The sequence below is a fragment of the Pseudomonas sp. 05T35 genome (genome assembly GCF_056396605.1).
In genome coordinates this window covers 1-452 of sequence record NZ_JBFTLU010000973.1, presented here as the reverse complement: position 1 = coordinate 452, position 452 = coordinate 1, and the positions used below count along the sequence as shown (strand labels likewise).

Annotated in this window: 1 protein-coding gene; it reads right to left on the bottom strand. The window is 62.9% G+C overall.

Annotated features, from left to right (window positions below):
• Positions 1–452, bottom strand: a 452-nt coding sequence (locus tag AC1DH9_RS30975; RefSeq protein ID WP_477809566.1) for an Ig-like domain-containing protein, incomplete at both ends; no start/stop codon positions are given.

The following is a 452-nucleotide window of genomic DNA, read 5'->3' as shown; positions in this document are numbered from 1 at the left end:
GGTCACGTCTACGCTGCTGGTCGAGATTGCGCCGTGCTCGTCGCTCATGGTGTAGCTGAGCGTGACACTGGCCGTGGCGCCTTGCGCCAGGTGATCAAAATCGCTTCCCGGATTGAACTGCAACTGGTTGCCGACCACGCTGGCACTGCCCTGGTTTGCCGGCGCACTGGCGCTGACCAAGGAGAATGCATGGCCGTCRTCGACGTCGGTGTCATTGGCCAGCACGTCGATCGTCAGGGTCTGGTTTTCCGTACCGGCGGCCGTATCGGCCACCGCCACCGGCGCGTCGTTGGTACCGGTGATGGTCACGTYTACGCTGCTGGTCGAGATTGCGCCGTGCTCGTCGCTCATGGTGTAGCTGAGCGTGACACTGGCCGTGGCGCCTTGCGCCAGGTGATCAAAATCGCTTCCCGGATTGAACTGCAACTGGTTGCCGACCACGCGACCACGCT